General features: G+C 43.4%; 10 protein-coding genes. 4 read left to right on the forward strand and 6 right to left on the reverse strand.

Annotation, left to right across the window (positions count from 1 at the left end; translation table 11 throughout):
• Window positions 1-218: 218 nt before the first annotated feature.
• The 3 genes from A0128_RS08210 to A0128_RS08220 all read left to right on the forward strand — a co-directional run bounded on the left by A0128_RS08210 (window position 219) and on the right by A0128_RS08220 (window position 3,574).
• Complete coding sequence (locus A0128_RS08210; protein ID WP_069607061.1) at window positions 219-2,438, forward strand: sensor histidine kinase; 2,220 nt, start codon at window positions 219-221, stop codon at window positions 2,436-2,438.
• 38 nt (window positions 2,439-2,476) lie between these two features.
• Complete coding sequence (locus tag A0128_RS08215; protein WP_069607062.1) at window positions 2,477-2,884, forward strand: nuclear transport factor 2 family protein; 408 nt, start codon at window positions 2,477-2,479, stop codon at window positions 2,882-2,884.
• 111 nt (window positions 2,885-2,995) lie between these two features.
• Entirely contained in the window at window positions 2,996-3,574 is a 579-nt protein-coding gene (locus A0128_RS08220) for an NADPH-dependent FMN reductase (protein WP_069607063.1), read from the forward strand.
• 5 nt (window positions 3,575-3,579) lie between these two features.
• On the opposite strand, the gene A0128_RS08225 is transcribed toward A0128_RS08220, so the two are convergent.
• The 5 genes from A0128_RS08225 to A0128_RS08245 all read right to left on the reverse strand — a co-directional run bounded on the left by A0128_RS08225 (window position 3,580) and on the right by A0128_RS08245 (window position 8,519).
• On the reverse strand, window positions 3,580-5,652 hold the full coding sequence (locus tag A0128_RS08225; protein WP_069607064.1) for a 7TM diverse intracellular signaling domain-containing protein: 2,073 nt from the start codon (window positions 5,650-5,652) through the stop codon (window positions 3,580-3,582).
• A gap of 161 nt (window positions 5,653-5,813) precedes the next feature.
• Window positions 5,814-6,692, reverse strand: coding sequence for an alpha/beta hydrolase (locus tag A0128_RS08230; protein WP_069607065.1), 879 nt, complete (start codon window positions 6,690-6,692; stop codon window positions 5,814-5,816).
• 136 nt (window positions 6,693-6,828) lie between these two features.
• Window positions 6,829-7,134 (reverse strand): hypothetical protein, encoded by a 306-nt coding sequence (locus tag A0128_RS08235; RefSeq protein WP_156781799.1) that lies wholly within the window; start codon window positions 7,132-7,134, stop codon window positions 6,829-6,831.
• Window positions 7,135-7,357: 223 nt separating this feature from the next.
• Window positions 7,358-7,663: a hypothetical protein gene (locus tag A0128_RS08240; RefSeq protein WP_156781800.1), complete on the reverse strand. Its 306-nt coding sequence runs from the start codon at window positions 7,661-7,663 to the stop codon at window positions 7,358-7,360.
• A 235-nt stretch (window positions 7,664-7,898) separates the two neighbouring features.
• Window positions 7,899-8,519, reverse strand: coding sequence for an adenylate/guanylate cyclase domain-containing protein (locus tag A0128_RS08245; protein WP_069607068.1), 621 nt, complete (start codon window positions 8,517-8,519; stop codon window positions 7,899-7,901).
• A gap of 253 nt (window positions 8,520-8,772) precedes the next feature.
• On the opposite strand from A0128_RS08245, the gene A0128_RS08250 reads away from it, so the two are divergent.
• Complete coding sequence (locus A0128_RS08250; protein ID WP_069609202.1) at window positions 8,773-10,215, forward strand: M20/M25/M40 family metallo-hydrolase; 1,443 nt, start codon at window positions 8,773-8,775, stop codon at window positions 10,213-10,215.
• A 52-nt stretch (window positions 10,216-10,267) separates the two neighbouring features.
• Here the strand turns inward: A0128_RS08250 and A0128_RS08255 are convergent, their stop codons facing one another.
• Entirely contained in the window at window positions 10,268-11,629 is a 1,362-nt protein-coding gene (locus tag A0128_RS08255; RefSeq protein ID WP_156781801.1) for a di-heme oxidoreductase family protein, read from the reverse strand.
• Window positions 11,630-11,747: the final 118 nt, after the last annotated feature.

Consider the following 11,747-nt stretch of genomic DNA (forward strand, 5'->3'; position numbering starts at 1 on the left):
CGGAAATAACGTATCGATTTGTTGTCAAATGAGGATTTCGGTTCTTTTGCGGTCTCATTTTATCCTCGATAGAATCCGTTTAAATACTCGGAAAACGGATTCTTCGGACTTTTGCGCTTGACCTTCCTTTTCTTTGAATCGAAAATATACGGCGTTCCTTTGAAGATTATCGACTGATAATACTCAAGTATTCCGAAATTCTAACATTCGATGAAGCGATGATTCACATTCTCCAAACGATTCTGGAACAAGCCCACGCGGGCTATTGGGAAAAGGATTTTGAAAAAAATACCAGCTACCTTTCTCCGGCTTGGAAATCGATGCTCGGATACGAGGCTCACGAATTAGAAGATTCGATTCGAACCTGGCAATCTCACATTTTACCCGAGGACTTGGATAACATTCGAAACGAGTTTGAAGGTTATATCAAGACCAATACGCGTCAACTCTACGAAGCCGACATTCGTTTTCGACATCGAAACGGAAGTATCGTCTGGTTTCGGTGCACTTGTAAACTCGTGGAAGTCGATCCAAAAGGAAAGCCGGTTCTAATGCTTGGGACCTATTTTAACGTCACAGAATCAAAAAGGATTGAGTCGGAGTTAAAACTCACGGTGGATCGACTCGCACTTGCGACAAAGGCCGCCAAGGTCGGAATCTGGGATTTGGATCTGATCGAAGATCGTCTAACGTGGGACGACGCCATGTATGAATTGTACGGAGTAAAGGTTGATACTTTTTCGGGAGCGTATAAGGCTTGGGAGGCGGGGCTTCATCCCGAAGACTTGGAACGTTGTAGGATCGAACACAAAAACGCGGTCGAAGGATTCAAAGATTTTGATATGGAGTTTCGAGTGATCTGGCCCGACGGAGCCATTCGACACATCAAAGCGATCGCAATCGTTCAGAGAGCCGCTTCCGGGAAAGCGTTTCGTATGGTCGGAACGAACTGGGATATCACGGAACATAAGGATTCGGAAACCGCTCTCAAGGAAAGTTACGAACTCACAAAGGTTTTTATAGAAAAGGCTCCTTCTGCCATCGCAATGTTCGATACTAACATGCGTTATATGGCTGCCTCGCAACAGTGGTTTGCGGATTACGGTTTGATAGGAACTCCGATCCTCGGACGTTCTCATTACGAAATTTTTCCGGAAATAGGAGAAGAGTGGAAGCAGATTCACAAGGAATGTTTGGACGGTAAGGTTCAAAGAAGGGATGAAGAACTTTTTGTTCGAAGAGACGGGAGTTCTCAGTGGATCATCTGGGAAGTGCGTCCCTGGTATCGATCTCAGAATGAGATCGGCGGTATTCTGATGTACACGGAAGACATCAGCGCGCTCAAACGCAAAGAATTGGAAAGAAGTCGATTGGAAGAAATTCTTACTCGAACAAACGAAGCCGCACAGATCGGTTCCTGGGAATTGGATCTCGAAACCAACACGAGAGTTTGGAGTAAGGTCGCGAAGGCCATTTTCGAATTACCGGAAGATTACATACCGAACGGACAGGAAGGAGCTCGTTTTTTTAAAAGCGAACTGGAAAGAAAAAGATCCGCCGAAATTCTCGCCGAGTCGATCGCTTCGGGAAAACCGTTTGATTACGAAGTGGAGATCGTTACCGCAAAGGGAAATTTTGTTTGGACCCGTTCTGTCGGGAAACCGGAGTATCTCAACGGAAAGTGTATTCGTGTTTCGGGTACGTTTCAAAATATTCAGGAACAAAAGGAACGAGAATTTGCGCTTCAGGGAACTCTGAATATCGTCAACGATCAAAACGAAAGACTATTAAACTTTGCTCATATTGTTTCTCATAACCTCCGCTCACACGCCGGAAACATTACGATGCTTCTCAAAATTCTGGAAGAGGCGACGACCGCCGCGGAAAAAGAAGAAATGATCGCGTATATTAAAAAGGCTTCTGATAGTCTGATGGATACAGTCTTGAACTTGAACGAGGTCGTATCCATACAAACAAATAAGAATATTCGAAATACTGAAATTTCTCTGAGGGATTATATCGAAAAGGCGTCTCAGACGATCAGCGGCGATATCCAAAAATACAACGTCCAGATTCGCAATCTAGTTTCGGAAGCGGTTCAAGTAAGATGTAACGCTTCCTATATGGAAAGTATTCTTCTTAATTTTTTAACAAACGCGGTCAAATACAGAAATCCTCAGAGAAACCTTGAAATCACTCTCACAGCGGAATATCAAAGAAGTCGCCTTGTCTTGAGTATCGAGGACAACGGGATCGGGATCGATCTGAATAAAAACGGGGATAAACTTTTTGGGATGTATAAAACCTTTCATAACAATCGGGACTCGAAGGGAATCGGGCTGTTTATCACAAAAAATCAGGTGGAAGCGATGGGCGGAAGGATAGAAGTAGAAAGCGCCATCAATCAGGGAACCGTCTTTCGAATTTTTTTTCCCTAAGGGTATATTAAAAAATTAGAATTTAGTAGAAGGTAAGAATGAGTCTTGAAGAAAATAAGCAGATCGTCCGGAACTATTTCCAATTTATGAATGAGAAAAATTTTTCGCAAGCCGTAGAATTGTTAAGCGACGAGCTCGTCTGGTGGATCATCGGTAAAACCAAGGTTTCCGGAAAAAACGACAAAAGAACCGTTCAACTCGGTTTCAAACTTTTACACAGAACGTTCTCCGATTTTCATTTTATTCTTCATGATTTTACCGCCGAGGACAATCGTGTTTCTCTCACCGCGGAATCTAAAGGGAAACATTCGAACGGAAAACTCTACAACAATCACTATCATTTTCTTTTTACGATCGAGGACGGTAGGATTCAGAGTGCAAAGGAATATCTGGATACGGAACACGCGATTTGGATCGATCAAGCCGAAACTCAGCCGATCTCATGAGGCGCAAATTGGTTTTCCGCCTTTTTAAATGCAATTCTGACAGGCAGGAAATGCAGTCTTAGGAATTAATTTTAGCCCGATCTTTGATTTTTCCGATCTAATTTCTACACTATGAAAGTTCTTGCGATCTCGGGAAGCCTCCGTTTTCAATCCACAAATTCCGCCTTACTTCGAGCCATCACAAAGGTGGCTCCGTCTGAAATGGAGATCATCACCTACGAGGAATTAGGCGAGCTTCCTCATTTTTCACCGGACATCGACGGAGAACATTCTCCGGAAGTGGTGGTAAGATATCGAGAAGCTCTTAAAAACGTTGACGGAGTTTTGATCTGCACTCCCGAATACGCGCACGGAATTCCAGGGGTTCTAAAAAACTCGTTGGATTGGGTGGTCGGTTCGGGCGAATACGTGGACAAGCCGGTGATGGCTCTGAGCGCTTCTCCTTCTTACATGGGGGGCGATAAGGCTCACGCTTCTTTATTACAGACTCTCAGCGCGATGAATGTGCCCGTCGTAGAGTCCGCTTCTTTTCCGATCACTCTGGCCCGTAAAAAGATGAACGATCAAGAAGAACTCGTAGATTCTGAAACCAAGGAAACGTTTCAAAAGGCTTTTGCCGAATTTGCAAACGCGATTCTTTCTTCGCAACGGGCTGCAGATAGAAACACGGAAACTACAAAGAGCGCATAACGTATTTATCCTTTTCTGAGCGCGGAGGTTTTACGCAACGCCTTGAGATAGGTCTCCGCTGCGTAATCGGTAGGATCGACTCGTAATACTTTAGCGAAAGAATCCTGAGCTCGATCGAATGCTTTCAATAGGAAATTTGTAACTCCTTTTTCAAAATCATATTTGGTTTCGTTGCGAAGATCGATTTGAAACTGAGAAAGTCCTTCGTAGACGTCGAAGATTACTACTTCGTCTTCTTTTCCTTTGACCTTGGCTCTTCCGATCAAACGCATCTTGTAATGGGTCGGGTCGGAAATCTTCTGCAATGTTTTTTCGCTGATCAGAATGGAAGAGTCGAATTTTTTTGTGAGTCCTTCGATTCTCGAAGCGAGATTGACCGTGTCCGAGATCACCGTGCCTTCCATTCTTTCTTCCGTGCCGATGGTTCCGAGCATCAGATGGCCCGTATGAATTCCGATTCCGATCTTAATCGGTTCGTATCCGGTTTTCAGACGGTGATGATTGTAGAGTCGTACTTCGGATTGCATTTCGATCGCGGCCTTGAGGGCGTCCTCTCCGGATTCCGGAAAGAGGGCCATGATCGCGTCTCCGATAAACTTATCCACAAAACCGCAGTTCTTAATTACGAGAGGATTCATTCTTTTGAGATAAGAATTTAGAAAATTAAAATTGTCCTTTGGATCCATCTTCTCCGATAGATTTGTAAAATGTCTTATATCGGAAAAGAAAATGGTCATCTCCTTGCGAGCTTGATCTCCCAATCGAATATCGATGATATCGTCTTTGCCGAGATGATTTAAGAACTGTTTCGGAACAAATCTTTCAAAAGATTGAGTCATAACCGTCTGCTTTTCCAGAGCTTCCTTCTGACTATCGATCAATTTTTTCTGAGCTTCTTCCTTTTCTTTTTTGAGAATGTTGATTCGATCCGCGAGTGCCAGAGACAATAGAAGAACTTCGAACGAAGAGCCGAATTGAATCGAATATTCCGTTACGAAGTTCGAAGGGAATAGGGTGAGAGTTTTAAGGATATAGGTGACAATTCCTAAGAGAAGAAATATCCAAGCGGAAAGATAAAAACGCGCTGCTCTGTATCCTTTTAAAATGGAAACGATTCCCGAAGAAATGAGAAGAACCACCATAAAAAATACATAAGCAATCGCTAATTTAATTCCTATCGAAAAGTTTAGCCCCAAACTCAAAACGGACGCAATCATTCCAAAGACGAAGTATGCGAGCAGGATCCGATCCAAGGTCGAATGATAAAACTTCATTCTTAAAAATTCCCTCGAAAACTGAGCTCCCCAACCTCCGCCGAAAAACATAAAGAAGGGAAGAGAAGAATTTGCCCACCAGATCGAATCGGGCCAGAGATATTGAAAGGCAAGACCGTTCAAACAGGCCTGAAATAGAACGTAACCGGTCAAAAACAAAACGTAAAAAAGATAAGATCGATCTCTTGTACCTACGAAGAGAAAGAGATTGTACGCCATCATGGCTATCATAATTCCGTAATAGAGTCCGAAAGTTTTTTGTTCATCCACGATATGATTGTAAAATTCATTGGAGGACCAGAAGGTCATCGGAAACTGCACCGAACTTTCAGTAAGGATTCTTACCATAATTTGGTAGTCAGTCTGAGCCGCGAGACGGATCGGAAAGATAAAATTCTGATGTTTGATTTCTCTGCTATCGAACGGAATTCTATCTCCGGCTATCGATTTTTGGATTTCACCGGTATCCAAATTCTTTACATACAATTCCATAGAATCGATGAGAGGATAGGATAGTTCGTAGAGATAGAGTTTACCGATCTTTTCTTTATTTTCGATCTTAAACCTAAGCCAGTGAGCGGAAGAGGAATAACCTAAGTTCACTTTGTTTACTTTTTCAAAGGAGACATTTTTTTGTTCCAAATCTTCTCGAGTGAGAATCGTCCGATTGTCTTCGTATCGTTCTACGATTCCTATTAGATTGGATTTTCGAAATTGAGAATCGACGATCAAGCTCTGTGATAAAAGGGGAAATTCGAAAAGGAAAAGAGAAAAACAAAAGGCGGGAAAAAACTTCGATCCCATGATTTCGCATCCTTAGCCAAAAGGTCGCACTTTCGCTCTAAACCTTTCAAGCGTAAAGAGATGGAAGTCCTATTTTATAAAAAATCAATAATAAATTGACTAAACGTTCGGAAAAATCCCCCGAATTTTTAGAGAAGCTTTATTAAACGAAATGAACGTTTCTATTTTTTCTTTTTCTTAGGTTTTGTTTGCTTCTTAGGAATCGGTTTTGTTTTTTTGGCGGATGTTTTTGTTTTGGAAACGTTTCTCACCGGTGATAGATAGGAATCGATCTTTTCAGCGACGTTCTCCCAACCTTCGTCCAACATAAGATTGTGACCCATGTTGGAAAAAATTTCGGGTTCTACGCCGTAAACCTTTGCAGTACGTTTTACTTCCCAAGGTGGAAAAAATCGATCCTTCTCTCCACCGATCACTAGGAGCGGCGTTTTCACTTTTTTAGTATTGGGAAGAGAGAGAATCAGCATTCCAAGGAAAGCAAAAAAGGATTCGTCTTGCAGACGGGAAGCGTATTGAAAAGCCTTTGTGTCGCTTATCAATTTAGAAAAGAAAAGTTCTTGGCTTAGTTTCGGATCTTCCACGAGAGGAAACAAAGAAAGAGTTCCGAGAACTCTTAAAAAACGAATCGGATGTTTGAGTAATAATTCCAGTGTGATCCTAAACACCCCGTGCGGAGGAACACTCGCCAACAACACCGCCTTTGGAATATCAGCGGTTTCTAATGTCTTTTGAACGACCAAACCACCCATAGAATGTCCGACTAAAACCGTAGATTCCGGTAATTGGTCTAAAACTTTTTGAACGTCTTGCACGTAGTTGGCGATAGAGGTCCAACGAAAGGAACCGATACTCGGACTTTTCCCGTGACCTCGGAGATCCAGAGTATAGACTTCGTATCCCGCTTTTTGAAAATAAGGAACAAAGTTTTCCTTCCAACACCAGGCACCGTGCCAAGCTCCGTGGACAAAAAGAATCGGAGGTTTATCGGATGAAGACGATTTAGAAGATTTAAGGGCGGGGTTGTGTTCGTAGTGGACCATAAGCGAATGAAATCTCTTCGATCCTATTTGGTCTGCAACGAAAAAACGAAATCAGAATGGGTCAGAATTTAAAAATAGACTCTTGCAAAATGTTCGAACGCGTGTTTGCTGGAGGGGACAGTGTCTTCCTTGGCGATTAAAAAAGAAACTCGTGTCCGGAAAACCTTCCCTCCGTAAAAACGTAACGCTCCCAGTCTCCATTTTCAAATTCTACAATCACGTGATGGCGATTTCGATCCGTGATTCTCCCCTTTAGGAGTCTCGGAATGGAATCGACGGGCGACTGGGAATCCAGTCTCGCAGTGACAAAAATTTTCTCCCCTTCCTGTTCGATTAAGATAAAGAGATCTACCGGTTCTGCGTTCGGAGACGAAAGAATTGGAACCGTGTAGGTTCCAGTGAGATCTGGAAAAGGGCCTTCCGTATGGATTGATATGCTCATCTGTCTTACCACCATCTAAAACAACAGTTGGAGCCGTTGAAATTTGATCTTAGATTGTGTGAAAGACTTAGAATTGTATTGAAGAATTCGATCGATTTGTAAATGGAAAGAAAAATGGCATAGGGTTTTGCCCTATGCCGTCTCATGATGCTTGAGATAAAAGTGTGAGGGGAATATTTAAAAAATATTCAATGTCTGGAAGAGTTGATTTTCTCAATCTATTTTAGATCGGACAATTTTTTGAGTATGTCCCTTGGATGAGTTTTTCCCCTTTCTCCGCGAGATTGGGAAACAACCGGATATTGATTCCGTATTTTTTCTGAGCGTCTTCGAGTTTTCTCAAACAGATGGAAACTTCTTCCGATTCGGCGCCTTTGGCTCTTTCGATTTTTTCACATTCACATTTGGTTTCTCCGAGCACGGTCGCGTATTCAACGAGCGCGGTAAGCTGAGAATCCGACTTCGTTTTACAATTTCCACAAAGAAAGATCGCAAAGACGATACAACAAAGAGAGAAAAATTTTCTCATTCTCGAGTCCTTATCCAATTTTATATTTATGACGGTCGTCCAAAAGATCGGATCGATCAACTATCTGATGAAAAAGAAAATCGACCGATGGGAGCGCTTCAAGACGATACGCTTTTCTAAAAAGGAGTCAAGGAGGAATCCAACTTTGGTTTCGATTCCAGAGTCGAATGACATAGGGCCTTTCACCCTATGTTCAAGGGAGATAGTATCTATATTCTAAAATTAGAATATAGATTTAATAGACGAGTCGGTAGGCTTTCGGGGTTCCAGCAGGAGCTTCGGGTAATTCTTCAAAACGAAGGTGTTTCTCCCGGACTTGTTCGAAGACGGATTGTGTGACTAAAATCTCTCCGGCTTCGGCCGTATCCTCTCCGAGTTTGCTCGCGGTGTTGACTTCGGAACCGAAAACGTCCGTATCTCCGATCTTTAAAACCTTTCCAAAGCCGAGTCCGACGCAGAGAAGGATCTTTTCTTCCGGGATCTTGTCTTGGTTGTAGTTTACAAGAATCTGTTGCATCTTGATCGCGGATTCGATTCCCTTTCCAACGTTTCGAAAGATCACGAGAAAACTATCTCCTTCCGATTTCAAAAGGATTCCGTCGTGGTCTTCGATGATCGGAATCAGAATTCTTTCGGATTCGTGGATGGTTTGCAAAAAGTGAATGATTCCAAATTTTTCCACTCCTCTCGAAAAACCGGAAAGATCCGTGAACATGACACACCATTCTTCGCCGAAAAGATCCCAGATCCTCTGATCGACTAAGGTTTTGTCGGCTCCGGGTTGCAATCGATCTTGAATCAATTTTTCCAATCTATCTTCGGAAGCGCTTGCTCCGATCGTTCTTCGAAATGCCATAAAACCTCTTAGGAGAATTTAGAGATGAATCCTGGAGAATTCAGAATCCAAACGTTATATTCAGAATTCTCTTTCTGTCAACGGGAAACTGCGATCTACGCCGAAAAATGAATTTTTGGATCTATACTTTCGAATTCCACCCCTGATCTCTCGTGCGCTTTATCTATCTGAAATTTTTCGAGTTCAATTTTGGATCGATGAAAATTCGAACGAAGATTTGATTGTCTCTTTGATAAAAGATGGAAGGTACATTATGATTTTCGTTCGCACATCTTCGTGGATCCTGTGTCTTACTTTGATCGGTTGTTTTTATTCTTCTCCGATCCGGACGATTCCTCTCAAACCCAACGCGGTTTCCGTCAACTGGGAAGAACGAACGAACGAGGCGGTTCAGATTCTTCAGGATTTGATTCGGATTCGAACGGAACGAAAAAACGAAATCGAAGTCGTTCGTTATCTCCAAGCCCTTTTACAAAAGGAAGGAATTCCTTCTAAGATCTATGCTTCGAAAGAACATCCCGAACACGCAAACTTAGTCGCGGTTCTCGAACCCAATAAGAAAAGTTCACTCAAAGGAATCATCTTAGGAAATCATAGCGACGTAGTGGAAGCGGACGCATCGGAATGGACAGTTCCTCCTTATTCCGCTCAGATCGTAGACGGAAAAATTTACGGAAGAGGGGCTTTGGATATGAAAGGCCTCGCCGTGATGCAACTCGTCGCGTTCCTAGAATTAAAACGTTCTAATATAGAACTCAAACGAAAAATAATGTTTTTATCCCTCGCAGACGAAGAAAGCGGGAGTCTCTGGGGTGCGCGTTATATGGCGAAAGAGCACAGAGATATATTCGAAAATTATGATACAATGTTAAACGAAGGCGGGGTCGCAACCAAGGACGTGGGAATTCCGGGTTCAACGATCTTTAACATCCAATACGCTGAAAAGGGAAACCTCTGGTTAAGACTAAGAGCAAAAGGTCAGAGCGGTCACGGAAGCGCGCCGACTTCCGACTACGCCACGTTGAATCTGATTCGGTTTTACGAAGAAGTTTTAAGTTACGACGTAGGAGTAAGAATCACGGAAGAGACCAGGGCTTATTTCTATCAGTTGGGAAAGGTTGCTTCCTTTCCTACTTCCTTCTTTTTAAAGAATGCGTCCAATCCATTGGTCAAACCGCTTCTCACCGGAACTCTCAAAAAAAGCAAACACCTTTCCGCGATGACGAGCAACACGAAAGCGATCACTGGAATTCAATCCTTGGAAGGGAGCGGTTACAACGTTCTTTCCGGAGAAACATTAGGAAAATTGGATATTCGAGTGCTTCCGGGTTTTGATACGAAAGAATACTTCGAAAAAATTAGAGAACTCGCCAAACCGTACGGAGTGGAAGTCGAAATCGAGGACGAGATCGGACCGGATGATTCTCCTCTCGAAGACGAACTCTTTCAGATTCTGGCGAGTGTTTCCGTTTCTAAGGTTCCAGGAAGTGTCGCCGCTCCGTTTATGTCTTCGGGAAAGACGGATAACGCGCGATTTAGAAGAATCGGGATTCGTTGTTACGGACTCAATCCTGCGATCCTGACTTCGAAGGATACGGAAACTCTTCACGGAAAAGACGAAAATATCAGCATTGAAAATTTAAAACTGGGATCTCAGATTCTTTTTGAAACGCTCTATCAGTACGTTACTCCTTAGAGGCTTTTCAAGCGGGCGCGGAAAATTTAGGCTTGGTTTTTTTCCGCGCTTCTTACAAGGATTTTAAAAAGTTTAGAAGATGGGTTCTTTCTCTGATATCTAATTTTAGAACGTAGTTTTTACTTTTTTCAGCTTCTCCTCCGTGCCAGAGAATCGCTTCGGTCAAATCTCTCGCTCTACCGTCGTGCAGATAACGAGTGTGACCGTTGACTTCTTCAAAAAGTCCGATTCCCCAGAGGGGAGGAGTCCTCCATTCTCTTCCGCTCGCTTCTTCGTCCGGTCTTTGATCGGCGAGACCTTCTCCCATGTCGTGTAACAAAAGATCCGTATAAGGACGGATGGTCTGGTTCGAAATTCCGGAAAAACCGGCATCCGGACCAGTTAACATTTTTGGAATATGACAATTCTTGCAACCGGCTTTGAAAAAGATTTCTTTCCCGGAAAGGACGCTTGTGTTCGAAGCCTTTCTTCTCGCGGGAACGGCGACTAACTTCATATAAGTCGTGATCGCTTCGATCTTGGACTGAGGGACTTCCGGAGATCCTCCGTTAGCGGCCGATTGGCATTGAGTCTGGCCGGTCATACAATTTTCATTGGGAAAAAGGGGGGATGTGATTCCCAAATCGCCTAAGAATGCTGCGGAATTTTGGCGGATCAGACTCGGATTATTCGCTTTCCATCCAAATCTCCCTAAGCTCGTACTAGAACCGTCGAGATTCGGAATATAATTCGGTCTTCCCGAAATCCCGTCCCCGTCGAGATCATCTGGATCGGCAAACGAAAGAATCGTCTTTTCGGGGATCGCTTCTAAAAGTCCGAGACCGATCACTTGTTGAGGAACCCGCAGGGAAGTTTTAATATCGTTTGCGAGAGGACCGTATGCTAAATTCGAAAAATTGAATATAGGAGAACGAAGGGCGTAGGCGGAACCGTCTTCAAATTTTCCTTCGATTTCTTGGTAGGTAAGAATCACGGTGCCTTCCTTGGAAACTCCCGAAACCGAGTTTGGTTGAAACTGACCCCCATACTGAGGATCGGGAGAATGAGAATCCGAAGCCGAGCTCAGGCGTACAAGGCTGAACGTAAGAGGTTCACCGTCCTCTTCTAAGGCTCTTCCGTTTGCGAAGTGACAACTAACGCAGGAATTGGAATGAAAGAAGGGACCTAATCCGTCTCGATCCGGTAGAGAAGCCGAAAAGCCGGGGGTCCAAGGAACTTCAAAGACGGCTTGTCCGACCGTAAATTCCGAGATCACGTTCAGAGAAGAATCGGGAGCAAACTGACGAAAGGCGGAACTTCCCGATTGAAAGCTCGTCATTCCGGTTCCTCCTTGGTATTCTTCTCCCGCCTCGTAATCCCAAGGATTGGTAGAAGGAAGATTGTTCAGAACGAACCATGCGGCGGTGAGTTCCATACAAGATGGGTCATAGGAGCAATTTTCTTCCTTCTGAGTTTGGCAACCCCAGAAAAGAAAAAAAAGTAAAACTCCAAGGGGAAACCGGATTCTCCCTAAAACGTGAGCTTTAGAGAGA

The sequence above is a fragment of the Leptospira tipperaryensis genome (genome assembly GCF_001729245.1).
GTDB classification, from domain to species: domain Bacteria; phylum Spirochaetota; class Leptospiria; order Leptospirales; family Leptospiraceae; genus Leptospira; species Leptospira tipperaryensis.

Excerpts from the sequence above, each read along its gene's own strand:
- A0128_RS08225 (WP_069607064.1), bottom strand. The coding sequence starts at position 5,652 with ATGGGATCGAAGTTTTTTCCCGCCTTTTGTTTTTCTCTTTTCCTTTTC.
- A0128_RS08245 (WP_069607068.1), bottom strand. The coding sequence starts at position 8,519 with ATGGCATTTCGAAGAACGATCGGAGCAAGCGCTTCCGAAGATAGATTG.
- A0128_RS08235 (WP_156781799.1), bottom strand. The coding sequence starts at position 7,134 with ATGAGCATATCAATCCATACGGAAGGCCCTTTTCCAGATCTCACTGGA.
- A0128_RS08210 (WP_069607061.1), top strand. The coding sequence starts at position 219 with ATGATTCACATTCTCCAAACGATTCTGGAACAAGCCCACGCGGGCTAT.
- A0128_RS08220 (WP_069607063.1), top strand. The coding sequence starts at position 2,996 with ATGAAAGTTCTTGCGATCTCGGGAAGCCTCCGTTTTCAATCCACAAAT.
- A0128_RS08215 (WP_069607062.1), top strand. The coding sequence starts at position 2,477 with ATGAGTCTTGAAGAAAATAAGCAGATCGTCCGGAACTATTTCCAATTT.
- A0128_RS08255 (WP_156781801.1), bottom strand. The coding sequence starts at position 11,629 with ATGGAACTCACCGCCGCATGGTTCGTTCTGAACAATCTTCCTTCTACC.
- A0128_RS08240 (WP_156781800.1), bottom strand. The coding sequence starts at position 7,663 with ATGAGAAAATTTTTCTCTCTTTGTTGTATCGTCTTTGCGATCTTTCTT.
- A0128_RS08250 (WP_069609202.1), top strand. The coding sequence starts at position 8,773 with ATGATTTTCGTTCGCACATCTTCGTGGATCCTGTGTCTTACTTTGATC.
- A0128_RS08230 (WP_069607065.1), bottom strand. The coding sequence starts at position 6,692 with ATGGTCCACTACGAACACAACCCCGCCCTTAAATCTTCTAAATCGTCT.